This window comes from Fluoribacter gormanii (genome assembly GCF_900156395.1).
Taxonomy (GTDB): domain Bacteria; phylum Pseudomonadota; class Gammaproteobacteria; order Legionellales; family Legionellaceae; genus Legionella; species Legionella gormanii.
Window position 1 is genome coordinate 50476 of record NZ_FTNL01000023.1, and the last position, 23853, is coordinate 74328.

A 23853-nucleotide genomic window follows, 5' to 3' on the forward strand; every position below is an offset into this window, starting at 1 on the left:
AACTCGGATAGGCCCTGTTGCCGCTGATAAAGTTTGCAGCGGCAGCAGAGAGAAACGCGCCACTCGCTCTAATTGCACGTGCAATGGATTTTTAGTTCAGAATGGTTTTCTTCGATAGCAGGGGGCTTTGATAAAAAGCCATAATGAAGCATGCCTGATATGGGCCATTGCAGTTGCTGATGCTCCAGTACTTTACCATTACATGAACTCAAAATAAGCTGCCCATTATGATTAAAAATTGAAAAATTTTTGTCATCGGATAAATGGTGTATCCTTTCCATAGATAAAGAGGCCATTCTGGAGTTAGTGATAAGTGCGGAATACATAGAATCCATGCGGTTTTCTGGCGATTCATTATGCATTGAATCAAAATATTTTTGCGCGCAAAGTGATAATGGGGCTGCGCTGCCGGCAAGTGTTTTTACTAATCCTTGTTCTCCAGAGGGTAAAGTTCCTTTTTTCATCAAAAAATCACCTTTATTATCTGCCAAGTAGAAACTATTTTGTTCCTTGCAGATATTCAGCGTTCCCAGTTTATATGCTCCATCTTTACAACCAGTGGGTCCTAAAGCATCCGTTACAAGAATAATTTTGTTTTTAATTGTATTTTGTATCAGAGTAATGAATGAAGCGGATAGGTGTACTCCATCAGCAATGAGCTCCACGCCAGCAGGGCAACGATCAGGATTTTCAAGTATCCATTGGACAACGTGGCTTTGTGCATCATTTAAAGTAAGTTCTCTTGTTTCTCGGCTACATGATTCCTGGCAGCCATTTCCGAGATGTGTAAATCCACAGGCTCCTGCAGCAACAGCACGCCCGATGACTTCTTTATTAGCTGGATTACAATGCCCAATAAATACTTTTACAAAAATACCTTCTTGCTCAAGAGCTTTTGTCTGTTTAATAAATTCTTCAGCACCTGGTAAATCGGGGGCAATAGTTATTTTCCATTGTTTTATATTGGGTGCTACGCTAATAATATCTCTAAATTGTTCCATAGAAATACGATCTTGTAGCGCCTCTTCAGCATGGGCTCCCTTACAATTTTTTGCGATGAAAGGCCCCTCTAGATGCACGCCAACAATTTCGGTGTGGCCTGCGGTAGGTTTTTGGTCTTGTTTTTGAATAAAATCATTAATTTTTACCAATGATTTTTTTAAGGCGGGTATTGGCATAGAGACTAAAGTTGCCAATGCATAAGAGAGTCCGGTTTTTCCCAGTGCTTTAACAATGCACTCCAATTGTTCGTCACTCTTTTCATCGCCTAAGTCAGCGAAATCAATACCACCTTGGCCGTGGACATGGGCATCTAACATTCCAGGCATTAAGAAATAGGAGCCTTTAGAATCAATAATTTTTTCTTCTTGAAGAGGCGATAAATCATCATCAACATTGAATAGTACTTTTATACCATCATCGGTAACTTGCACATGTTTTAACTCCCTAATCCCTGCATCGTTATAAACATAAATATTTTTAATTAGCATATAAATACCCTCATAGGGATGAATTCCGGTTAAGGATCTAATATCTTTTAGAACTTAACCACCCTCAGGAAATGCCCTAGAGTTCAGCTGCTAAATTGGCTAGAATCGTAATTCGATAAATCGAGTGTTTACTATTCATTGGCATCCTGCGCAATCGTCATTGTAACAAAATATAAGAATGAGATGAATGAATGGTTTTGTATGATTATTCTTAGTGAACCTCTCTTTTTTATCCTGAATTCTTGTTTATAGCGGATATAACGCCTCGAACTCTCGGAGAAAATATTTATGTTTAGTCGCATTTTTGTTAGGGAAACACCTGAAGGTATGGCAAGTAGGGCTGCTCGAGCAATTCAAAAGAAAATTATGGAAAATAATGAGAAAAAAATACCTACAGTTTTAGGACTTGCAACAGGAAGCACTCCAGAGCCTTTATATAAGGAATTAATTCGTCTACATAAAGAAGAAAATTTGGATTTTTCATTAGTGATTACATTTAATTTAGATGAGTACTGGGGCTTGGAAGCAAACCATAGCCAATCTTATAATTATTACATGCATCACCATCTTTTTGATCATGTGAATATCAAAAAAGAAAATATTCATATGCTTGATGGAACTGTGCCACTGGAGTTAATTGAAGAGCATGCGAAAAAATATGAAGAACAGATTAAAGAGGTTGGTGGCATAGACATTCAAATTTTAGGTTTGGGTGTGAACGGCCATATAGGTTTTAATGAACCCGGCTCATCATTGGATTCTAAAACACGATTAATCAAGTTGGATGACAAGACTCGTGACGCCAATCAACGATTTTTCAAGTCAAAGGATGAAGTCCCAACCCATGCAATAACAATGGGAATTGGAACAATTCTGCAAAACAGTAAAGCATGTTATTTAATAGCGACAGGTCCAGCAAAAGCAGACATTATCGCTGCTCTTTATGCTGCCTCTTCACCGAATGAAGATATTCCGGCAACCGCTTTATATGCTCATAAAGACGTTAGGATAATGCTCGATAAAGAAGCGGCATCGAAGTTGCCGTCATCGGTTAAACCAATAAAATCATTAGTATCAGAAAGTATCTATGCTCCTAAAACGTCAGTGGCGCTGCAATTTTTTCCTGTCTCTGAGCACTCAAGTTCAATTAATCTCACCCAGTAAAAATTGACACGTATTGGCACTGGGTCTTCTGCCGCCTTAAAATTTACTTTAATTTTTAAAGCGGCAAGATGTTAATGCTGTTGATAAACCCTGAGTTTCTTAATCTAAAAGGGGATTTTCAATTACAGTGACAACCGGTTGTGGTGAATGAAAGAAATATATAATGAGCAATATAATAAAAATAATTGTAGAAATATAAAATACAATTTTTGCATTAAATATTGATGTAGGATCTGTTCCTTTATATCCCATATATCCTGAAACAATCGCTATAACTAAAAAAATAAAAGCAGCTGTTAACATTTTATTTTTCCTTATTCAGAGTAAAAAAGAGTATGTACTTCATTGTGTGCATTTCAATTTAAAATTTCATACTCTTTTAAGTTCTATTTGTTTTAATTATAGATATCTTTGGCGAGGATCACATTGATACGAATCAAACGTTCATTCTCATACATGATTACCATATGAATTATTTTTTAAAATAGGGGATTTTAAAAAAACTTGCGGGTAAGCCCCCGTCTTTGTCTAGGATAAACCCGCAGTAAAAGCTAACGATGTTGATATATATTATAATTAAAGTGGTACATATGGAATTTATGCAACACGTTTCATATGTAAAAGATAGGGAGATTCAACATGACGACTCAGGTTGATATTTTGTATGTAGAAGATGATGACGTTGATATTGAGACTATGCAGCGTGAGTTTACCAAAATGAATAAGGCGGTTGACATTGCTATTGCAAAGAATGGGAAACAGGCGCTGGATATGTTATACGGACGTCATGGTAAAAATAAAATCAAGCCCAATGTGATATTGCTTGATCTCAACATGCCTCAAATGAACGGCATTGATTTTTTGAAAAAGTTAAGGAAAGGTTTTGATTTTGGAGATATTAAGGTTTTCGTGCTTACTAGCGCATATACTTCTGAAGAAAAGCTCATCACTAGGGATTTACATGTATCTGGTTGTATTATCAAACCCCTGCAATATACGGATGCGCTAAATATTTTGTGGTGTGCTTCTGCAAGTGAAGAAATGTCAAAATTATTTTTTATGCAGTAAATGACATTATATTTGAGCATGATTTCAAGTAATTAATCCCCATTATTTTTCCCTTACAAAGATTAAATAACGTCCATGTTATTGATGGATTTTTGCTGACTATAAAAATCTCTATTCTTGAGAACCAATAAAATTTTTTATTTTAATAAAGCAATAATGGAGAAATTGTTCATTGAGTTTAACTCTGGATACTCCCTTTTCATGATCTTTCAAATGAATTAGTTCAATTAGAGCAGTGTTTGCATCTGAATTAAGAGAACTTATAGTTTCTTGGGTATCTATTCCATATCGGTCTGAATCCAATCTTCCATTTCCATGTAACAGGCAATTACGAATTTTAGAAATATTGAGTAACGCGTTCCAGCAGTTACTATCAATGGGATAGCCAAGCGCTCCAAGTGGCGTTTCAAATCGTGATATGCTCGCGTTTTTCTTGACTAATTGATCGCCGCACTCAGAATACAAGACTTCTTCGAGTTGAGAGTAAATTTGCAGAAAAGTCGACTCAATCAAGATCTTTAAACTTTGTTTGTAACACTCTAGAGTAGTGATTTCATCTGGTGTTAGTTCATAACTATTTTTCTTCAATTCCAGATGCGATATGTCTTTTTGAATTGATGACTTTATCAACTCATATGTCTTTAGTTGATATTCAAAATTAATTATTTTTAGAAATTTAAATTGATTCATTAATCATTTTCCAAGATTATAAAAGTGTATTTATTTCTAAATTGGAAACACAGCTGCTGATTGTAACAAAATAATATTGAATAATTCAGTTAAATAAGGACAAAGATGATTTTAATGAGTTCTTGGGGTTTCTTAAAAGAACTATTTGATAATTGGAATCAAGACCGAATTTCAAGTAAAGCTGCAGCACTTGCATATTATATGTTATTTTCACTGGCTCCAATTTTATTAATTTGTATTTCCATTCTGGGAATAGTATTTGGTGAAGAAGCCTCTCGCGGTCAAATTTTGTCCCAGACAAGTGATTTAATAGGCAGAGAACCTACGTTACAAATTCAAGAAATAATTCAAAATGCCAGTCAGCCAAGCAATTCTTTTGTAACAAAAATAACGAGCTTTATTATTCTTTTGTTTAGTGCCTCAGGAGTTTTCACTGAAATTCAAGTGGGATTAAATGAGATATGGGGAGTCAAAATCAATCCGAACAGGGGATGGTTTACGACATTAAAAAGCCGTTTCTTTTCTTTTGTAATTGTTTTAGGGGTTGCTTTTTTATTGTTAATATCATTAATTTTTAGTGCTTTTATAGCACTTTTAGGTAATTATTTAAATTATATCGTAGGTACAAGTATTTTAATGGATTTAGTAATCAGTCACTTACTCTCTTTCTTTCTGATCACAGTGTTATTTGCAATGACATTTAAAGTTCTACCTGATGTTAAATTAAAATGGCGCGATGTGTGGTTGGGCGCATTAATCACTTCAGTGTTATTTAGTTGCGGTAAAATTTTCATTGAATTATATCTGATTCAATTTCATAAATTTTCTGTATTTGGAGCCGCAGGTTCTATAATTATTATCTTGATATGGATGTTTTATTCATCCCAGATTTTCTTCATTGGGGTAGAAATCACAAAAATACTCTTTATAAATGAAGGCAAACAAATTGTAATTACGCGAAATGCCATTAAAGAAGACCAAGTAAATTAATGCCTCTTATAAAAAGAGAATGAGTCTGCCCGAGATACCGCCTGAACCAGCATAGATTGAGTTCTTAATCTATACTTTTTAGTATCGAATATAGATAAAAAATGATTATGAATAGTAAATTTGATGAAGCTCGAGATTTAATTGCAGGAATACGACATAATCTTTCAAATTGGCAGCATTCAGAAATGCCAACTCAATACCGCGATGCGAAGCAGACTTTTATACGTGAGATAGGAAAACGCGTTGATGAATTAGAAGAGCAGATATCAGATAAAAGTATAGACCATATTCATCAGTCGCTTTTAGATTTGCATAAGAATACTAACAAAGCTCAATTGCTGAGTCAGGCTGTAATTATGACTTATGATCGAACTAAAGATGAAAAGATTGATCCTAAAGCAGTACTAAATAACGCTACAGACTCGATTAGAATAGCATGGAATTTGGCTACTGGCTTCGCTTTTGATGACTCAAAATCGTTGAAGGAGAAAGCGATAGGCTTTGCAAAGGCTTGCATTCAAGGCACTATAGGTATGTGTCAAGGAGCATTAAAGGGATATGAAGAAGGCAAAGGTTTCTTTGACACGGTCACCAAAATGGTAGCCGGAAGTTTTGACCAAGGCATGAAGGGATACAACCGATCACTTGCCACCAGTAGTTTGAGTGACAATTATAGAGCAAAGCAAATTATTTCGGATATTAGAGCAGAGCATGATAAAGTTCGGAATGATCCCGATCAGAGTTCTATAAAAGAAGCGCGAAAAAGGATCATCGAGGAAGAAGAAAACTATATAAATGAACTGGAGGGAAAATTAACCCCCAACATCTCTAAAGACGAGCTCTCAAAAACACTCCGTTCCTTAGAATTACTCCAATTGAGTAATGCTGCTACTTCCTTACAAAGCTCGGGTTTATCATTCATGCATCGGGCTGTTCTTGGAGAACAAAAAAATGTTGCCTCTGACGTTTTAGAGAAATTAGGTAAAGATACTTTAAATGTTACTAGAAATTTGAATCAACTACTTAATGATGACAAACAAAATTTACCATCAAAATTATGGACCATGACCAAAGCTTATGCTGATGCGGCACAAGAAGGTATAAAATCATTCTTTCAAGGCTTCAAAGGGGGGGATTTAAAAGAAAAAACGGTCAATGCCTTGGTCAGTGGCTTTTCCGGTTTTATGAGTAAATTTTCTGAAGCTCTTGATAATAGTAATGCAAAAAAAGAATCACTTGAAAAAAGTAATACGGAATCGCCCTCATTGGAGGATGATGATGCGATAGAGATGACTATTCTGTCTACGAGTAATACAGGCAAGAGTAACGAGATACCCGATTTCCCCAAAGACTCAACATCTTCCTCCAACGAAGAGATAGACGATTCTCTAAGCCTGACCACCCCTCATCAGTAGAACATCATATCCCACTTAAGGACTTACTGATCGCATGATGGGATTTTGTAATGAGATCAGTGTCTCCGTTGATTGTATTTCCTCAATAAGCTGAATTTTATTGACCAATAGTTGCTGTAATGTATCTATTGATTGACACATTACTTTAATAAAGATATTAAAATGATGGCCAATAGTATAATAAGCTTCAATCACTTCTTCTAAGTTTTCCAGTTTTTTTAAGACAGCCTGATAATCTTTGGCATGATTAAGAGTAATTCCAATGAAACAACAGACATCATATCCCAAGCGTTTAGGGTTAACATGCACATGCACCCCTTCAATAATCCCTGCCTGACGCATCTTTTCTACACGTACATGAATCGTAGCTGGACTTACCGCATACATTTTAGCTAATTCTGCATAAGCGGTACGCGCATTTTTTATTAAGGAATTGAGTATTTTTTTATCAAGATCATCGATTTGATAATTTTCAAGGTCTTTCATGGCTGTTTTTTAAATATTATCTAAAATTAATTTAATTTTACTGAATATTATATTTCTTATCCATGTTTATTTTAAATTGGAAATAAAAATAATCAAAAAAAGCAATATAATGTTAACTTGATTTATTTTTAAGGTAGGCTTATGAAGCAGGCATTCATTGAAAAGCAAAAACAAATAAGCTCCGTTAAGGCTTTTTTTTCTCGTGAATTGGAACAAAAATTAAGTCTTATTGAAGTACAAGGGCCGTTATTGACTTGCGTAGGGGATGGCGTACAAGATAACTTGTCAGGCACCGAACAAGCGGTCTCTGTTAAGGTTAAAGCCATACCAGAACGTTCTTTTGAGATTGTTCACTCTTTAGCGAAATGGAAAAGAAAGTTACTCGCGGAGTTTGCTTTTCAGGCAGAGGAAGGTATTTATACTCATATGAGTGCTTTAAGACCTGACGAGGAAGTGTTAAGTGCCACCCATTCAGTTTTTGTAGATCAATGGGATTGGGAGCGGGTCATCGATGATAAAGATCGCTGTTTAAGCTATTTGAAAAAAACGGTTATTGAACTTTATGAAGCAATAAAGAAAACGGAAAAAATGGTTAGTGAGCTATATGGTTTAAAACCATTTTTACCAGAATATATTCATTTTATTTATACCGAAGAATTACTCGCCTTATATCCTCATCTATCGCCAAAAGAAAGAGAGCGAGCTATTACCAAAAAATATGGGGCCGTTTTTTTAATTGGAATTGGTGGCGCACTATCCAATGGAAAACCCCATGATTTACGCGCCCCTGATTATGATGATTGGAGCACCGTCAATGAAGTGGGATTAACCGGGCTAAATGGTGATATTTTAGTCTGGAACCCGGTACTCTCTGATGTTTTTGAAATTTCTTCGATGGGTATTCGAGTTAATGAGGCCATATTAAAATACCAACTGGCATTGACAGGTTGTCAGCATCGTTTGGATTTTGATTGGCACCAGAAATTAATATCCGGCTCTTTACCGCAAACGATTGGGGGCGGAATTGGTCAATCTCGTTTAGTAATGCTTTTGTTACAGAAAAAACATATTGGACAAGTTCAATGTGGTGTTTGGCCCGAAGCTACAGAAATTTGAAAACAATGAAGAACAATAACCGTAATCCAAGGTACTGCGAAACACTTGGATTACGATATGAGTCCGATCAGAAAAACACAAATTATTTTGCAAAATGTACTTGTTTGTGATGTTGGCGTTCGTTTAATCAACTATAATTTCTAATCATAAAGCCCGCTTTTAAATGGATAAGCAAATGCAAAAGGAATGGATTTCATTTTCATTCGGCAGTGTTGGCAGGATTATATTCATACTTCTTAATCTCGCTCAGGCATCATTTGCGCAAGAAACCTCAACGAGCAGTCAATCATCCATTAAGATCGGAAGCAGTACGGCCTTACAAGGACCAGCCCAAACGCTGGGACAACGTATGACCCTGGGTGAAAAAATATATTTTGATAAAATAAATGCTGCCGGGGGTATCAATGGTCAAAAAATTATATTGATTGTCCATAATGATTCATATGAACCTTCGCTTACTGCGCCTAACATGCGCAAATTAATTACGCGGGAGCAGGTACTTGCTGTTATCGGCAATGTAGGATCACCTACTGCTGCGGTTTCAGTCCCAATCGCTCAAGAATTGAAAACATTGCTCTACGGTTGCTATGCTGGAGCACAAGTACTTCATAAGAATCCACCGGATCGATACATTTTTAATTTTCGTGCAAGCTATGCAGAGGAAACGGCTGCTATGGTAAAAGGTTTGTTGAGGGCGGGAGTTAAACCTGATGAGATCGCATTTTTTACCCAAAATGATTTATTTGGGGATTCTGGATATTTGGGCGCCATCACTGCATTAAAAGAAGCCGGTTATCAAGATTCAGAAAAATTAGCTCATGGCCGATTCACTAGAAATACATTAAATGTGGAAGAAGGGCTGTCAGAAATTCTGGATGCAAAAAAATTACCAAAAGCAATCATTATCGTTGCTCCTTATCAGCCCTCTGCCCAATTCATTAAGTTGGCAACTAAAGAGTTGCCAAATACCTTGTTTCTCAATGTTTCTTTTGTAGGAAGTGAAACCTTGGCAAAGGAACTTGGGTCAGTAGGAGAAAATCATGTGATAGTGACTCAGGTTGTTCCGAGTTATGATTCGGACCTGCCCGCTGTCAAAGAGTATCGGGAAAGTATAAAAAAATATGCAAAGGGTGCCCAACCTGGTTATGTTTCATTAGAAGGCTATCTCGCGACAAAGTTATTTACTCTGGGATTACAACGAGCAGCAGACGCTAATAAACTGACACGGGAAGGGATTGTTGAGGCCATGGAAAACCTGCACGATGTGGATATCGGTATCGGTATTCCTATAAGTTATGATAAAAACAATCACCAGGCACTGCATAGGGTTTGGCCTACTATATTAAGGAATGGGAAATTTACCTCTTTTGATTGGAGTGAATTGAGTCCATTAGTCAAGGATAAATGGAAGGATCATTAATGTACAGGAAACTAAAATTATCATTGGTAAATGTGTTTCTGTTATTTTTTATTCTTACTATCATTTTCACGCTGATTCTTAGCTCGGCGGCGCTCTATTTTAACCATCAACTAATCCAAAATCAGAATCTGTTATTAACTGTTTTTTCAATCGAAAACGCGCGATTTAAAATGAGTAATGCACGAGCTTTATTTTTAGTGAGGCAACAAAGCATTTTAACAGCACGTGAAGAAGATGAATTATCTAAATTGGAGCCTCGTTTACCGATAGAGTTGCGTTTTATTGAAGGCCAGGAAAAATTAGCTTCTATTACCAGTGAAGTTCCCCCTATCTTACAAGCACTTCAAAAACTTAAAGTGATCTATCAGGAGTTTTTAAAAATTGATGATAGATTATTGATATTGACCGAAGCTTTTTTGAAAGCGAAAAACGAATTGGCCAATCAAAAACAGCTTATTGATAAAGAAGTTAAAACCATTCACAACCAGTCAGAAAATATCAGTGGTATTTTAACTTATCAATATAAAAAAAACATTCGTCAACTGCGTGGTTATCTCCAGGAGGGGAAACTGACGCACAGTGACCAGCTTAAAGCAACTTTAGATGATCTGATTTTTAATAATATTTCTGACGCCTTTCGAGTTGATGAAAAAATTAACACCGAGTTGGCATTTCTCATAGGATTAATCGAGCAACTCGCAGAAGAAGAGAATTCAGATGAATTGAATAATTTAGAAGAAAATCAACTTATACCGCTTATTCCGTTAGTTCGTTCTAAATTGCAACAATTAAACAATTTATTACAGGATAATCCACAATTACATCAATCTGCACTAGATTTGAGTCGTCAATTTGATTTGGTTGCTGATCAATTGACTAAAGGTTCAGCAAGTATCATTTCTCTACGTAAGGATCTCAATAATCTCAAATTGCAACTACAAAAAAATCATATCGAGGTACATAACAACCTAGTGAGTCTCTCGAAACAATTTGACAACTTGGATGCAATAACTAGAAAACTAAAGAGACAATCATTATTAACTTTTCAAAAACTCATTTCAACCAATCGTATGATTATGATCAGCTTGCCAATTGGGATTCTGTTGTTAACTATTATTGTCGCGTACATTTTTTTACATGCTATTTCGAAATCATTGAATTCATTAACTGTGGCTATGCAAAGGATTACCAAAAATAAGGTCAGCTTAAAACATCGTTTGGAGATGACTCCCTACGATGATCTGAACAAGGTCGTGACAAGCTTCAATGCCATGTCTGAGAGCCTGCACTATACACAAGAGCATTTACACGAATTGGTGGATTCAAGAACCATGGAGCTGAAAAATGTAAATCAAAATCTCGAAAAGTTGGTAGTTCAATTAAACGAAGCCAAGAAAGATTCTGAAGTGGCGAATAAAGCCAAATCTGAATTTATCGCTAATACCAGCCACGAATTACGTACTCCACTTAATGCCATCATAGGCTACTGCGAATTATTGGAAGAAGAAATGGAGGACGATGGCCATCAAAGTTATGTGGATGATCTCAAAAAAATAGAATCTTCAGCAAAACATTTGTTGTCTCTTATCAACGACATATTGGATTTATCGAAGATTGAAGCGGGCAAGATGGATATTTTTCTGGAGGATGTCAATGTCCCCAATATGATTAAGGATCTGGAAGCTATAATCGTTCCTTTGGTAAATAAGAATATGAATTCATTTAAATATGAGCTCGACCCTCAAGTGAGCATCATGCACACAGATCTCGTAAAAGTCAGACAATGCCTGTTAAATTTAATTAGCAATGCAGCTAAATTTACTAAAGAAGGGACGATTATTTTAACTGTGAAGCCGATAATGAGTAACGATAGAGCGTACATACAATTTGCAGTGAGTGACACAGGGATTGGCCTGACACGTGAGCAATTAGGCACATTGTTTAAAGCGTTTTCTCAGGCAGAGTCGTCAACTACACGCCGATTCGGTGGTACAGGATTAGGTCTTTATTTGACCAAAAGCTTCTCTAAAATCCTGGGCGGGGATGTTACTATTGAGAGTGAATATGGTAAAGGTTCCACTTTCACCATAATGTTACCAACGATTAGCACCGTGGGGGTTGAGAAAATTTCTTCGAACAAACTACCAAAACTGAATGCCAAGGAAAAAGCAGCAGTTAAAACAGTTTTAGTGGTTGATGATGATCCTGAAATTCATAAAATAATGGAGAAAAGCCTGAATAAATCAGGTATCCGAGTATTGCATGCATTTCATGGAGAAGAATGCCTTTCTTTGGCAAGAACATATCAGCCTGATTTGATTACTCTTGATGTTATTATGCCCATGATGGATGGATGGGCCACTTTATCGGCATTAAAAGCTGATGCCAATCTTGTCAATATCCCTGTAATTTTAGTTTCGATGTTGCTCGAAAAAGACCTGGGTTTTGCTTTAGGTGCCGTTGATTATCTCAATAAGCCGATTGAGCCTAGGACACTTATGGATAAAATTGAGCACATATTGCCTAAGGATGCACTCAAATCCGTATTAATTGTGGATGATGAAGCGGATTCACGGCAGATCATGCGAAGAGCCATCAAAAAATCTAATTGGAACGTACTGGAAGCTAAAAATGGCCGTGATGCGTTAGCTGTTTTAGCTGAGCAAACTCCCTCTCTTATCCTTCTGGATTTATTAATGCCAGAGATGGATGGTTTTGATGTGATTCGTGAATTACAAAAGCATGAGAAATGGGCGCAAATTCCTGTAATTATTGTAACCGCAAAAGAATTAACTCAGGAAGAACGCGATTTTCTAATGAATTCGAGCAAAGTTGTTTTACAAAAAAATTCTTATAATCGCCAACAACTTATTGCAACGATAACGGATCAGATTGAACAAATAATTAAAAATCGTTAGGAGATACTGCTATGGCGGTAAAAATCTTGATTGTGGAAGATAATGAATTGAATCTTGATATGTTATCAAGACGTTTGCAACGCAAAGGATATGAGGTAAGCAGCGCAGTAGATGGAGAAAAAGGAGTCATCATGGCAAGAGATGAACATCCGGATCTTATTTTAATGGACTTAAGCCTTCCTGTTTTAGACGGTTATGGAGCTACGCGACAACTCAAATCAGATCCAAAAACCCAATCCATCCCTATTATTGCTTTAACGGCACATGCTATGGTGGGAGATCGAGAAAAAGCGGTAGCAGCAGGTTGCGATGAATATGAAGTGAAGCCTATTGATCTTCCCCGCCTTCTTGAGAAGATCGAACGATTAGTAAAAAAACCTGCAGAGTAAAAGAGAATTTCACTCGATAAGGGAACAGAATTAATGAATCTCAATAAAAAAACAAAGCAGGACCGTAAATTAACTCTAACACGAGAACGAGAAGCTTTATTTGCCAGCTTACGGAGTGAGTTTTCCACACCTCTTGATGTAATTGTTGGCTACGCTGAGATTTTACTTGATGAGCTTTCATTCTATCAACTGGACAGGTACAAGGATGATCTTGAAAAGATTTTACAATCAGGGAAACTCTTGCAACGCCGTGTCGATGAAGTATTAAGCTTGGGCTCGATTGAGAGAAAAACAAAAGCGTTTAATTTAAAAACATTTAGCAGTGATTTGCAATTTAATTTACTTACCCCACTCAATTCGGTGATTGGCTATTGTGAGTTGCTTTTGGATGAAGAACTCTCAATGCTGCATGAACAGTTTATTCATGATATTGAAAAGATTCTTCTGGCTGCAAAATTGTTTATTGGATACATTGACGAAATCAATAAATTAGCCCAAGTGCAGTGGAAGGGCTCCGATTTATTAGCGCAATTTCAAAAGTCGAACATTGTAATTCATGATGTGATTATCTCTATTCCTCCGCTCGACAAGAAAATTATATATCAGCCTAAAGCGTACAGAGGTTCTATTCTTGTTGTTGAAGATAATGAAATGGCAAGAGATTTATTAATACGTCGACTCAAGCATTATGGGTTTAATGCAACACCTTGTGGCGATGCTTCCAAAGTGCTTGACGAAATAGACAGAGGTAATTTCGATTTAATACTTTTATCAATTATCACATCAGGGATAAGTGGTTTTGAAGTTTTAAAAAGAATTAGGGGTCACAGCCTTTATTATTACCTGCCCGTGATTGTCATTTCTCCGCTCAAGGAAATTGATGCAGTTGTACGTTGCCTCGAAATGGGGGCTGATGATTATCTTCTTAAACCGTTTAATCCTGTTATTTTTAAAGCACGCATCGAATCTTCCATAGAGAAAAAAATGCTGAGGGATAAAGAAAAACTCTATCTTGCTCAGTTAAAAGAAGCAAAGAAAAAATCAGATGATCTATTGCTGAATATTGTGCCAAGTGCTATTGCAGAACGCTTAAAACAGGGTGAACAAACAATCGTTGAGCGATTTTCTTCTGTCACAGCCATATTTATTGATATTGTCAATTTTTCGAAATTAGCTGACAAACTCACTCCAAGTGAGTTAATTGAGATGTTGAATAGCATATTTTCAGCTATGGATGAACTTACGGATCAATTCGGTCTTGAAAAGATTAAAACGATAGGTGATTGCTATATGGCGGTGGCTGGTGCACCAATCAAAAATCGATTTCACGCTGAATGCGTCGCTAACTTTGCATGTAGTGTACTTGAAAAGATAAAAATGGTGAATGAAAACTCTCTTTTCCCCATTCATCTTCGCATAGGGATTCATACTGGAGCTGTAGTGGGTGGTGTCATAGGAAAGAAAAAATTTGCTTATGATCTGTGGGGAAAAGCCATCAACATCGCGAGCCGTATGGAATCTCATGGCGAGCCCGATCGAATTCATGTGAGTGAGGAAACTTATCAACTACTGAAGGATCTTTTTGTATTTGAAAAAAGAGGGACTATTTTGGTGAAAGGAATAGGTAACATGCCAACCTACTTTTTAGTAAGGCGACTAGTTCAGTGATTGGATAGCCGGAACATTTAAACTATCGGCACAATTAATTTGTTTTTTGGTAATTTCATGTAATTATAAATTAAAGTACTAAAATTAATTTATGCATATAAATAACCATTACTTATATGGACATAAATTACAAGCTTGCAAGAAGTTCAATTATTTTAAAAGAGTATGTGAACAAGTATGCTTATATAGGATTAAGCATCGCGATTTGTAGCATATTAATCGCTTCACTGGTTGTGTCTTATCAAATAACCGGTTTTGTCAATCTGTATGGTTTTATTAAAGCACAAACAACAAATCCCGCTATCTGGATTCTCGATCTAACTCCTTTTCTTTTTGCTTATTGGGGGCAATCATTTTTTCATGGATTGGTGAATACTGCAGAATCACTTGTTGCCGATAAAACCGAGGCACTTCGATACAAAAGTAGCGATCTCGAGTCAAAACTAAAATATAAAAGTGAACACGATTATTTCACTCAGTTGCCTAATGCGTTCTTGTTTAGTGAGCAAATCAAACAAGCCATTAATAAAATGGAGGAGCCGAATGAATTGGCGGTCATCATTTTAAAATTAAATGATTTTAAAGTCATTCACGACAACTTCGGTAATTTTAATGCCAATAGTGTTTTAATTCAGTTTGTTAAAAAATTAAAAGATATGTTAGTTAATTCTTTTATGCTACAGGCTACCATGGGAATAAATACCATTGCTCGGGTTGAAAGTGATGAATTTGCTCTATTATTACCAAGACTGAATGAACATATTAATTATACTACTTTGTTGGCGACCATGATTGATGCAACTTCTCTTGATTTTATAGCAGATGGTATTCATGTAAATATCAGTACTACTGCGGGGGCTGCTATTTTTCCTCGTGATGGAGAAGATGATGTTTCATTAATAGGTCATGCGCGAACGGCAGTTTTTCATGCAAGAAAGAAAGAAAAGCCTTTTGCTATTTATAATTCAAACATGGAAGAGGACTTTACTACCAACCGGATTGTGATGAATGCATTAAAGAAATCCATAGAACATCAGGAGATGAAGATCTATTATCAACCTTGTGTGGAGCTGAAAACCGGTAGAATTATTGGGGCTGAGGTGATGGTTCGTTTTGTACATGAACAGTATGGATTAATCAGTCTGGAAAAATTTATGCCGCTTATTGAGAGATCCAGTTTAACCCAACAATTAACATCGTTCATGCTAATAAATGTCACGAAACAATTAGTGCTTTGGCACCAGGATGGACATAAAATTTTTGCATCAGTCAATTTATCCATTCAGGATGCGATTGATAAAAAATTACCTGCATTTGTAGAGAAATTACTTAATGAAAATAAAATTGCTCCCGAGTATTTAACATTAGAATTTAACGAGCGTGCTTGTCTAGCCGATCAGGAAAAATCAATTGAGGTGTTAAATCAATTGAGCAGTTTAGGTGTGAAGATATCAATACATGACTTCTGTAGTGGTTATTCTTCTTTTCTATATCTGGTAAATTTCCCAATCAATGAAATAAAAATTGAGAAATCTCTTATTTTGAACATGATTAAAGACAAGAAAAAATCTAAAGTTGTTGAAGCTATTGTTAAGTTGGCACAAACCTTGGATTTAGAGGTTTTGGCTAATGGAGTAGAAAATAAGGAGATTAAAGATCAACTCAAACAATATGGTTGTAAATATGGACAAGGAACGTATTTTTCAAACCAACTAAGTCCTTATGAATTTATGGCTTTGTTGAATTCAGGTATAAGATGATAAGGGATTTGAAATGAAAAAGGCAGTGAGCCTGTAAATTATTATGCGTGTTATTTGCCTAATTTGCTTTGGCATTTTTACTATTTTGTCCATAGAAAGCCGATGCCGATATTAAATATAAAGTTTTTTAGAATATTGGTACAAGTAATCTTTTAGTCCAAAAGCTCCAGTTCGTTGCCTGTAAGGTCATTGCGCGATCAATCAGAAATCAAGACTGCTTGTGATTTGCCTTTTAAATGAAATACAATCGCTCCTTTTTTCTTATTCAAACTTAGAGTACCAATTTTCATGTTGATATCCCTGGCCCAAAAATACGATACCTCAAAAAAAGAGGAATACAACAAACTGTTAAAACATCTGAATGATTTAAAAACAAAGGATAAAAAAAAGGCTAATTTAGAGATTAAAAAACAGATTGAAGATTCTCTGTTACTCAATAAAACAGATCTTGAATTGTATAAAAAATGCACCCAAGAGGGGGAGATCATTCCACGATCTTTTAAAATGGAGTTTGTCAAAGATTATGATATGCAAACGATTACACGTCATTATCTATTTTTAAAGAACGAATTTTATATTTTGCCTCACTCGGAAAAATCTGATGACGTCCTTTATGCATTAATTGATAAATACATCTATGAATCGATGCGTCATGATTTAACAGAAGAACCTTGCCTCAGCTTACGTGCCGCTATCGATAAATTGCGGCCTCAAAGCAAGAACCGTTCGCTGAATTATTTTAGTAGACTGCTTGCTCAACAAGAAACACTTGCTAAAACATATTATAGTGAATGTTTATCTGAAGATTCAGACAGTGACGAGGAACAAGAGTTTATAAAAACACCCAAAAAAGAACGTGAAGCGAAAGATCTGCAGGCTAATATTTATCGTAATACTGCTCAAGCAGGTAAGTTTTTCACGGCATTCAAAAATCATAAGCAAGTGAACGATACTAAACCCAAATTGAGAGCTGATATTCGACGTCCTAGTAATTTCGCGCGAAGACAAGCCAAAAGCGATTTGAATGCTATTAATGATCGCTTAAAGGCTGGCCAGTCAGTTAACGATGAGTTTTTAGCATCATTAAATACCAAGTTTCTAGTCGCTCAATATCGCGGGATTCATTACGTAACAAGTCGATGGGATGCCGAAGCTCGGCGAGCACATCGTGAAATGGATGAAATGGGGAAACCGCAATATTCCAGTGCAGTTTTTAATGCAGAAGGAGTAGAAGGGTATCGTGATATGCTCAATAAAGCGCAAGATAATCCCGATTTTCATGTACAGTTAACGCAAGCTGCTGTGGTAATACAAAACTTATTGATTGAAATGCAGGAAAGCGATCCTTGTTCTTTCAATGGGTACGCATACCAAAATCTGTTTTTACTGTTACAAAAACAATACTCAGCAGATTACGATGGATTTCCTAGCTGGCTAGATGCTGAATTGAAAAAAAGAAACAGTATTCTTGCAGGGTACCTGGAGAGCAGGGAGCGCCCCTTACTCTCAACCAGTGATGTGCCTAATCATGCATTAAAATATGCGTTTGGTGTAAAATTATACGAAGGCCATAAAGATGAACGTTTGCGTCCGCGCTGGAGAGAGAATTTGCGCGCTGAACGCCCTTACTCAGGTAAAGTGTATTTGAGTTTGCATCCTTTAAGCGATTATGCACAGCATAAGCCATCGCATCTTACATCCTTATTTAAAAAGGGGCTGATCACTTTGGGGAATGTAATTGTTGCCGAACGTGAAACATCCTTTTTGGCATACATGCCTGAAGATCGAGTCGCTTATCATTTCAAAGCCAAATATCCGTCCTTTAGTGGGTCTTATAAAACGATATTTCATCATAAATACGGCATTAATAAAGAGATGTATCAAGCAGTGCAAGAAGCACTTAAGAAGCATGCTCCTCATACTGAAGAACGGAAAAATATAATTAAGTCACTAGGGGACTATTTATCCGCATTTAATGAGGTACGCCTGGTTGATAAGGCGCAAAATTTGGCAAGAAAACAAAATAGTGTTTTGATTTACAGGGATGAAAACGGCTATTTCAGTTTTGATTTGCCTGATACGCCGACCACTGCTAATAAACGCCTGGCCTCTATTATTGAAGCCGAGCGTACTCTATATAAAACCATTGCCGATGGCCGGGGTAAGGTCTTGAAAACCATCAGCCGTGAGGTGTTTGATGAAGAAGAGAAAAAGATTCGTTATGTGCAGCGCCATTTTAAACTATTACTCAAGAATGGGTATTCACTTACTGATTTTAAGTCTATAGATTTTGAAAAAATAAAATTAATTCATTGTGATTGTTTGTTGTCAGCTATCGCTGAAAATGAAGTCACTTTAGCTCAATTAACTGATTTAACCAGCGAACAGTTAGGTCTCATTTGTCAGGACGAAGTGATCGCTGCTATTGAGGATGATGCCGATGTTTTAACAACAATCCTATCATTTTCTGCTGATAGGCTGGATTTTCTTGGCAATGAGCAATTCCTGGAGCTCTTGGAAAATCAGCATCTTTCTATTGATGATATCGCTTCCTCTGATTGCGATGAACTGGCTGACCTGTTTGAGTTTAATAACCTGGAAAAACCACTTAATGAAGGTTATTCGTTGGAACAATTGTTAAATCTGCATAAAGAAGATGCTAATCATATTCGTTGTTTAACTGCTGATGATATGACTGATATTGTATTGGATGAAGCGCCCGATGTGCCCGATTTAATCTTAAAGTATGCTGATGAGGACGGTGTTGATTTTGATTACATTAAACAAAATCTGTCTTATTCAGAACGATGTTTATTTAACTTATGTTTGAATGAATATTTTGATAGCGACAATTCTGCATCCGCATCTGAATATGGAGCTGATTCTAGTTCTGAAGATGAAGATTCAGATAGTTATTCTTTGTTTTAAATAATAGTTCCTTATGGTATGCCAAGCCCCAGCATCGTCAACTAAACTTTTAAAGCGTCAAAAAAGGTAGTTTTGTCGAATTTTAGGCGCAAAGAAGCTCAATGGCGGCGGAATTCTAAATTTCTTTAGCCGATTGAAATTGGCTTCTTCGATGCTGGGCTGGTTTAGTGTATAGGCCAACGGCGACTGCAAAGAGATTCCTGGTGCTCCCCATAAGCGTGATGACGTTCTGCGCCCCTGCAGGTAATTTAAAAGTTAACGTAGATTAATTTACTAATTTTGTTAATCAATTTCTTATTGAATTTTTATTTAACGAGTCAGTAGGACAGGGCATTAAAGAAAACCCCAATTTTATTAACTATAATGTTTAATTTAATGAGGTTCTTAAAATTTTTTAAATAAAATAATAACTTTCAAGAACTCTGTATTGCTCATTATCCTTAAGACCTATATAAAACTTCTTAAATTAATTAAGAAGTTTTAATAAGATTATGTCACCAACTGATTGGCACTATCCGCGTCCCAAGATTTTAGATTAACAGACCCTAATTGCTCATAAGTCGTCAATTTTAATGTTTTAATCAAGAGCAAGTCGTAGCTTTAAATACAGACTGGGAATACAAAAGTAGTGGAGAAAATTTATAAATGATGGTTGTATGTTTCTCAATGCGAGAAAAGTGTATTCTCAAAACTAGGCGGGTTTTAGAGGCTTTTGCTGAGCCTAATTGGAGATAATAAACTTTACTTATCGCAAACAATAGACTTTTGCATCTGATTTTTGCGACAAATTCTTTCATTCCTCCTCTAAAAGTTCTTATTCGTTTGTTTTAGTTGTAAATCCTGGCTTCGAAACCTCATTTGTCGGTGTGGTGCCGGTGTCAGCACTTGAAGTATTAAAAATTCCAATGTTTCCTAATGCATCGCTTAAAGTATGAACGTCTTCAATATTAACCGTAGGTTGAGTTAGTGCTCTGCTTTCTGGTATTGGAACAGATGCCTCAGCCTTACTGTTATTGGAAACTGATGGTGGGTACGTTTTAGAGAGTGCCTCTTTATTGCCTGATTTGGTTTGCAAAATTACACCAGTCAGACCTATTTTATCTGCGAATTTTATAGCCCCTTCTACATATTCGGCATTACCTGACTCTAAAATTAGCTGAACTTCTTTTCCAGGGAAAAAGTTATTTAACGTTTGATCAAATAAAAATGGCGCTAAATCTTCTTTTTTGTGAGTACACAGATTTAAATCGCCTCTATAGGTTACTCTATCAAAATCCCCACTATTTTTAATGGTCGTTAATAATTCAATAAGCTTCTTCTTTACATCGCTATTATCGTATTGTTCGGGAAGTTCTCCTTCAATTTTTTTTAAGTCTCCTGGTTTTAAACCATCCTTTTTAATTAACGTGAAACCATTCATCGTGGATTGGAATTTGTCATGATAACTTGAAATTACAAGTTCTTTGTTTGGTGTGATTGTGTAAGAGATATAAATTTTAGGGGACATAATTATAACCTTCTTTATTTATTTGCTTGTAACCAGCTAAGTCCTTATGGCTTTATTGAATTCAGGCATTAAATGATAAGAGATTTGAAGTGAAAGGAGGTTCTTTGATTTCTCCTCTCAAATTTCTCATTCAGTTATTTTAGTCGTAAATCCCGGCCTCGGTGTTTCATTTGTCGACGATGTACTGTTTTCGTTACCTGCAGTATTAAAAACGCCAACTTTACTCAAAGCATCGCTTAAAGCAAGCGGTTCGGTAATATTAACAGTAGATTTAGCAAGCTCACTGGTTTCTGGTACTGGAACAGGTGTCTCAGAAGAACTCTTATTGGCATTTGCTGGTGGGTAATTTTTAGATAGTACTTCTTTAATTCCTGATTTGGTCTGTAAAATTAGCCCAGTCATTTCAATTTTATCCGCGAACTCTATAGCACCTTGTACATATTCGGTATTAGCTGACTCTAAAATTAACTGAACTTCTTTTCCAGAGAAAAAGTTATTTAACGTACCATCAAATAAAAAGGGCGCCAATTCTTCCTTCTTACGAGTACATAGATTTAAATCGCCTCTATAGGTTACTTTATCAAAATCCCCACTATTCTTAATGATTGTTAATAATTCAAGAAGCTTGTTTTTTACATCGTTATTATCGTATTGTTCAGGAAGCTCCCCCTCAAGTTTTTTTAAGTCTCCCGATTTTAAGCCATCCTTTTTAATTAGAGCAAAACCATTAATCATGGATTGGACTTTTTCATGATAACTTGAGATCACCAGTTCTTTGCTTGGGGTGATTGCGTAAGAGATATAAATTTTGGGGGACATAATCATAACCTCCCTTATTTAATAAAATAAGGCTTAATGTAATTATTTATAAATATAGACTATTTGTTCTATTTTGGCGCATAATTTGATCCGGACGAGTCGGAATCCTGTGTTGCTTCAATTGATTGCTTATAATTTGCAATAAAATAATATTCAATAAAAAACTCTTTGGCTTGTGATGGTGTTTCAAACCCCATAGAATTACTGCATTTAAGGCCCGTACCTATACTTGCATTTTGTATGCTGTATTTGCTTTCGTTTAAAATTAACTCTGCATAATCCAACGATTCTAAAACATGCTCATATTCGGCTTGAGCTTCTTCAAATTTAAAATTATTAAGTAACCATAAGCAGTAATGAGATAGTGCATCCGCCAAAACCATATAACCATAACTGCCATAATGCGGAAGCATCAGTTTGCTATTGGCGATAAGTTCTTGGTAAAGGCTGTAGGACTCTTCAGTACTAGCTTGTTGTAATTTATAGTAAATGTATTCGTTATAACGTTGAATCGCATGAACGGAACCGTGTCGAATTGCGATTCTGATCGATTCTATTTCAGAAAACCCAAAGTCATTTTTTAAGTTCTTTCTTATTTCTTGTGAGAGATGAAAAAAGTAAGCTCCTCGTACTAAATCAAATTGGTTTAATTGTGGTTGTGAAAAAAACATCATTAAGGGTAGATTTTTTTGCAGGGCAAAAGCCACACCATAGGCACACCATATTTTTCCCCAATATTCCTCCAAATCTGGATGTTTACAAAATATTTCGATGGAGGGATCGTGATAAGCAATTCGAGCAATTGTTTCAATTTTCTGTTTTTTAATTAACTCGAGTTTTTTTTGGTGATTTGCCTGATTAAATATATAGATAAATATTCTATCTTGAGTTGTTAATTTTAATGACGCATTCAATGTCTTAAAATCAAAAAATCCATGCATATTTATTACCTTTAAAATCTACTTGCTAATTTTTCCAGGGCATAGGAAATGTGCTCATCTCCTGTCCGGTTTCCTCTATTGGACTCAATGTAGATGATATCATTTAAACTACCTGGATCAAAACTACGTTTGTAATATGGCCATCTTATGAAGCCATAAAGACATTTTGGTATGAGATAGGACGATGAATGGAGTAATTAGCGTCCCGAGATAATTCTTACATATTATAAAATGGGAGAATTAAATGGGTTCCAAGATATTTTTACACCGATCATAAATTCTTTGAAAGTTATAATTTGCTGGGGCTCGGAGCATTTGCTCCGAGCTAACCATGCTATTTTGAAGCAACTTCTTTCCACCAATTTGTTTTGGTTTCTGTTGCCCAGTGTCCTTCACGCATACGAGCAACAAATGCCTCAGCTTTTTCAGGAGTTGATGATTTTTGATCTAATTTGATGCACCAATCCCACTCGCCTGTTGTCGTCCACATGTTCTCTACGCCATCCCATTTTGCCATTGCGTTCATATCAGACATTGATTTATTACTTTTTACAAAAATTACACTATTCCATGTATTCATTATTACGATCCTTATAAAAAATTGTTTAAGTAATCTACCTGAGTCGATGACCCAAGCTTATTAAGAATAGAATAATTCTAGAGTTCTTTCCATGAATCAAGAAAATTTTTATTGATTGATTTTTATGGTTTTTTTTCAAATTTTGGTCACAAGAAAGAAATATGGTAACTCCCCATGTCATCCCGAACCCGAGCGCAGCGAGGGTGAGGGATCTCCTGCGGTGTATCTCGGATACAGTCATGTAAAAAAAAATTTCAAAAATTATGTGGTTGTGATCAAATAGCTGCATGAAATACTACGAACAAATCATCAGCACACTATTGGCTAGGATTGCGGAACTAGAAAAGAGAATGACGCAACAGGCGGCAAGGATAGCAGAGCTGGAAAAACGTTTAAACAAGAACAGCAGCAACAGCTCAAAACCACCATCCAGTGATGGCTTAAGAAAACCACCACGCACTACTTCATTGCGTGAAAATGGCAAGCATAAAAGCGGCGGTCATA

20 protein-coding genes are annotated in these 23853 nt (G+C 36.1%); 12 read left to right on the forward strand and 8 right to left on the reverse strand.

Features of this window, described 5'->3' with window-relative positions; all coding sequences use genetic code 11:
• Positions 1-68: 68 nt before the first annotated feature.
• Positions 69-1490, reverse strand: a complete 1422-nt coding sequence (locus tag BW930_RS13580; RefSeq protein WP_058466820.1) for an N-acetylglucosamine-6-phosphate deacetylase — start codon at positions 1488-1490, stop codon at positions 69-71.
• Between the two features lie 288 nt (positions 1491-1778).
• Here BW930_RS13580 and nagB point away from each other — a divergent pair, with 288 nt between their 5' ends.
• Complete coding sequence (nagB, locus tag BW930_RS13585; RefSeq protein WP_058466821.1) at positions 1779-2654, forward strand: glucosamine-6-phosphate deaminase; 876 nt, start codon at positions 1779-1781, stop codon at positions 2652-2654.
• Between the two features lie 99 nt (positions 2655-2753).
• On the opposite strand, the gene BW930_RS13590 is transcribed toward nagB, so the two are convergent.
• Entirely contained in the window at positions 2754-2957 is a 204-nt protein-coding gene (locus tag BW930_RS13590) for a DUF1328 domain-containing protein (protein ID WP_058466822.1), read from the reverse strand.
• A 336-nt stretch (positions 2958-3293) separates the two neighbouring features.
• Between BW930_RS13590 and BW930_RS13595 the strand changes: the two genes are divergently transcribed.
• Positions 3294-3722, forward strand: coding sequence for a response regulator (locus BW930_RS13595; protein WP_058466823.1), 429 nt, complete (start codon positions 3294-3296; stop codon positions 3720-3722).
• 111 nt (positions 3723-3833) lie between these two features.
• On the opposite strand, the gene BW930_RS13600 is transcribed toward BW930_RS13595, so the two are convergent.
• Positions 3834-4412 (reverse strand): hypothetical protein, encoded by a 579-nt coding sequence (locus BW930_RS13600; protein WP_058466824.1) that lies wholly within the window; start codon positions 4410-4412, stop codon positions 3834-3836.
• Positions 4413-4517: 105 nt separating this feature from the next.
• Between BW930_RS13600 and BW930_RS13605 the strand changes: the two genes are divergently transcribed.
• Complete coding sequence (locus BW930_RS13605) at positions 4518-5402, forward strand: YihY/virulence factor BrkB family protein (protein WP_076547561.1); 885 nt, start codon at positions 4518-4520, stop codon at positions 5400-5402.
• Positions 5403-5509: 107 nt separating this feature from the next.
• Entirely contained in the window at positions 5510-6817 is a 1308-nt protein-coding gene (locus BW930_RS13610) for a hypothetical protein (protein WP_131756895.1), read from the forward strand.
• 15 nt (positions 6818-6832) lie between these two features.
• On the opposite strand, the gene asnC is transcribed toward BW930_RS13610, so the two are convergent.
• Entirely contained in the window at positions 6833-7303 is a 471-nt protein-coding gene (gene asnC, locus BW930_RS13615; RefSeq protein ID WP_058466826.1) for a transcriptional regulator AsnC, read from the reverse strand.
• 141 nt (positions 7304-7444) lie between these two features.
• On the opposite strand from asnC, the gene asnA reads away from it, so the two are divergent.
• From asnA to BW930_RS13655, 7 genes are all read left to right on the forward strand, one after another.
• Positions 7445-8419 carry an aspartate--ammonia ligase gene (asnA, locus tag BW930_RS13620; protein WP_058466827.1) on the forward strand — a complete coding sequence of 325 codons (975 nt, stop codon included), beginning with the start codon at positions 7445-7447 and terminating at the stop codon, positions 8417-8419.
• 175 nt (positions 8420-8594) lie between these two features.
• The gene (locus BW930_RS13625; RefSeq protein WP_082647052.1) at positions 8595-9839 is read left to right on the forward strand and encodes an ABC transporter substrate-binding protein; all 1245 of its coding nucleotides are present in this window, start codon (positions 8595-8597) and stop codon (positions 9837-9839) included.
• Complete coding sequence (locus BW930_RS13630; RefSeq protein WP_058466828.1) at positions 9839-12757, forward strand: response regulator; 2919 nt, start codon at positions 9839-9841, stop codon at positions 12755-12757. Before BW930_RS13625 ends, BW930_RS13630 begins: the two co-directional genes overlap by 1 nt.
• Before the next feature lie 11 nt (positions 12758-12768).
• Positions 12769-13146, forward strand: a complete 378-nt coding sequence (locus BW930_RS13635) for a response regulator (protein WP_058466829.1) — start codon at positions 12769-12771, stop codon at positions 13144-13146.
• 33 nt (positions 13147-13179) lie between these two features.
• Entirely contained in the window at positions 13180-14814 is a 1635-nt protein-coding gene (locus BW930_RS16860; protein WP_082647054.1) for an adenylate/guanylate cyclase domain-containing protein, read from the forward strand.
• Between the two features lie 116 nt (positions 14815-14930).
• Positions 14931-16574 (forward strand): putative bifunctional diguanylate cyclase/phosphodiesterase, encoded by a 1644-nt coding sequence (locus BW930_RS13650; protein ID WP_058466830.1) that lies wholly within the window; start codon positions 14931-14933, stop codon positions 16572-16574.
• 288 nt (positions 16575-16862) lie between these two features.
• Positions 16863-19502 (forward strand): hypothetical protein, encoded by a 2640-nt coding sequence (locus tag BW930_RS13655; RefSeq protein ID WP_058466831.1) that lies wholly within the window; start codon positions 16863-16865, stop codon positions 19500-19502.
• Between the two features lie 814 nt (positions 19503-20316).
• Here BW930_RS13655 and BW930_RS13670 read toward each other — a convergent pair.
• From BW930_RS13670 to BW930_RS13685, 4 genes are all read right to left on the reverse strand, one after another.
• Positions 20317-21009, reverse strand: a complete 693-nt coding sequence (locus BW930_RS13670) for a hypothetical protein (protein WP_058466833.1) — start codon at positions 21007-21009, stop codon at positions 20317-20319.
• Positions 21010-21135: 126 nt separating this feature from the next.
• Positions 21136-21828, reverse strand: coding sequence for a hypothetical protein (locus BW930_RS13675; RefSeq protein ID WP_058466834.1), 693 nt, complete (start codon positions 21826-21828; stop codon positions 21136-21138).
• A 68-nt stretch (positions 21829-21896) separates the two neighbouring features.
• The gene (locus BW930_RS13680) at positions 21897-22769 is read right to left on the reverse strand and encodes a DUF5630 domain-containing protein (RefSeq protein ID WP_058466835.1); all 873 of its coding nucleotides are present in this window, start codon (positions 22767-22769) and stop codon (positions 21897-21899) included.
• A gap of 334 nt (positions 22770-23103) precedes the next feature.
• Positions 23104-23349 (reverse strand): hypothetical protein, encoded by a 246-nt coding sequence (locus tag BW930_RS13685; protein WP_058466836.1) that lies wholly within the window; start codon positions 23347-23349, stop codon positions 23104-23106.
• 287 nt (positions 23350-23636) lie between these two features.
• Between BW930_RS13685 and BW930_RS17540 the strand changes: the two genes are divergently transcribed.
• A partial coding sequence (locus BW930_RS17540) for a DUF6444 domain-containing protein (RefSeq protein ID WP_432419116.1) occupies positions 23637-23853 on the forward strand: 217 nt, incomplete at its 3' end.

What these genes read in the sequence shown, in the direction of transcription:
- BW930_RS13650 (WP_058466830.1), top strand. Translation starts at nt 14,931, where the DNA reads ATGGACATAAATTACAAGCTTGCAAGAAGTTCAATTATTTTAAAAGAG.
- BW930_RS13680 (WP_058466835.1), bottom strand. Translation starts at nt 22,769, where the DNA reads ATGCATGGATTTTTTGATTTTAAGACATTGAATGCGTCATTAAAATTA.
- BW930_RS13600 (WP_058466824.1), bottom strand. Translation starts at nt 4,412, where the DNA reads ATGAATCAATTTAAATTTCTAAAAATAATTAATTTTGAATATCAACTA.
- BW930_RS13595 (WP_058466823.1), top strand. Translation starts at nt 3,294, where the DNA reads ATGACGACTCAGGTTGATATTTTGTATGTAGAAGATGATGACGTTGAT.
- nagB (WP_058466821.1), top strand. Translation starts at nt 1,779, where the DNA reads ATGTTTAGTCGCATTTTTGTTAGGGAAACACCTGAAGGTATGGCAAGT.
- BW930_RS13610 (WP_131756895.1), top strand. Translation starts at nt 5,510, where the DNA reads ATGAATAGTAAATTTGATGAAGCTCGAGATTTAATTGCAGGAATACGA.
- BW930_RS13655 (WP_058466831.1), top strand. Translation starts at nt 16,863, where the DNA reads ATGTTGATATCCCTGGCCCAAAAATACGATACCTCAAAAAAAGAGGAA.
- BW930_RS13685 (WP_058466836.1), bottom strand. Translation starts at nt 23,349, where the DNA reads ATGAATACATGGAATAGTGTAATTTTTGTAAAAAGTAATAAATCAATG.
- BW930_RS16860 (WP_082647054.1), top strand. Translation starts at nt 13,180, where the DNA reads ATGAATCTCAATAAAAAAACAAAGCAGGACCGTAAATTAACTCTAACA.
- BW930_RS13580 (WP_058466820.1), bottom strand. Translation starts at nt 1,490, where the DNA reads ATGCTAATTAAAAATATTTATGTTTATAACGATGCAGGGATTAGGGAG.
- BW930_RS13605 (WP_076547561.1), top strand. Translation starts at nt 4,518, where the DNA reads ATGATTTTAATGAGTTCTTGGGGTTTCTTAAAAGAACTATTTGATAAT.
- asnA (WP_058466827.1), top strand. Translation starts at nt 7,445, where the DNA reads ATGAAGCAGGCATTCATTGAAAAGCAAAAACAAATAAGCTCCGTTAAG.
- BW930_RS13625 (WP_082647052.1), top strand. Translation starts at nt 8,595, where the DNA reads ATGCAAAAGGAATGGATTTCATTTTCATTCGGCAGTGTTGGCAGGATT.
- BW930_RS13670 (WP_058466833.1), bottom strand. Translation starts at nt 21,009, where the DNA reads ATGTCCCCTAAAATTTATATCTCTTACACAATCACACCAAACAAAGAA.
- BW930_RS13635 (WP_058466829.1), top strand. Translation starts at nt 12,769, where the DNA reads ATGGCGGTAAAAATCTTGATTGTGGAAGATAATGAATTGAATCTTGAT.
- BW930_RS13630 (WP_058466828.1), top strand. Translation starts at nt 9,839, where the DNA reads ATGTACAGGAAACTAAAATTATCATTGGTAAATGTGTTTCTGTTATTT.
- BW930_RS13590 (WP_058466822.1), bottom strand. Translation starts at nt 2,957, where the DNA reads ATGTTAACAGCTGCTTTTATTTTTTTAGTTATAGCGATTGTTTCAGGA.
- BW930_RS13675 (WP_058466834.1), bottom strand. Translation starts at nt 21,828, where the DNA reads ATGTCCCCCAAAATTTATATCTCTTACGCAATCACCCCAAGCAAAGAA.
- asnC (WP_058466826.1), bottom strand. Translation starts at nt 7,303, where the DNA reads ATGAAAGACCTTGAAAATTATCAAATCGATGATCTTGATAAAAAAATA.